The following is a 398-nucleotide window of genomic DNA, read 5'->3' on the forward strand; positions in this document are numbered from 1 at the left end:
CGGCATACGAGATGATACCTCCTGTCTCGTGGGCTCGGAGATGTGTATAAGAGACAGGGCTTCTGGTTCCTTACGGGATCAGTATTCTGAGGTTGTGGTTGAGCCACTAACGCGGATAACTCAATGCTCAGGTCGATATCGTCCTCTTCAATTTCCTCGATATGTACCGTGTCTGTGATAACTAATCCCTGTTTGGATACCGTCTTCACGACATCATCCAGCCCTAAGGTTTTAAGTGCCCTACGCAATAATGAAATGTTTTGATAGAGAGTGTTAGCACTGACATAGACACCGTTCTTTTCCCAAACGTGCTCGAAAAAAGTTTTTTGACTCATGATGTTATAGCGATTAGATAACAAAAGCTCCAGACATCTGCTGGCAGGAACATTTAATTGAAT

1 protein-coding gene is annotated in these 398 nt (G+C 43.7%); it reads right to left on the reverse strand.

The genetic code is table 11. From position 1 onward, the window contains the following. Positions 1-398 (reverse strand): winged helix-turn-helix domain-containing protein (locus JHD74_RS26140; RefSeq protein WP_199063924.1); only part of this gene is annotated, 398 nt, incomplete at both ends.

Origin of the sequence: Serratia sp. ASV30 (assembly GCF_016428815.1) — a bacterium.
GTDB lineage: Bacteria > Pseudomonadota > Gammaproteobacteria > Enterobacterales > Enterobacteriaceae > Chania > Chania fonticola_C.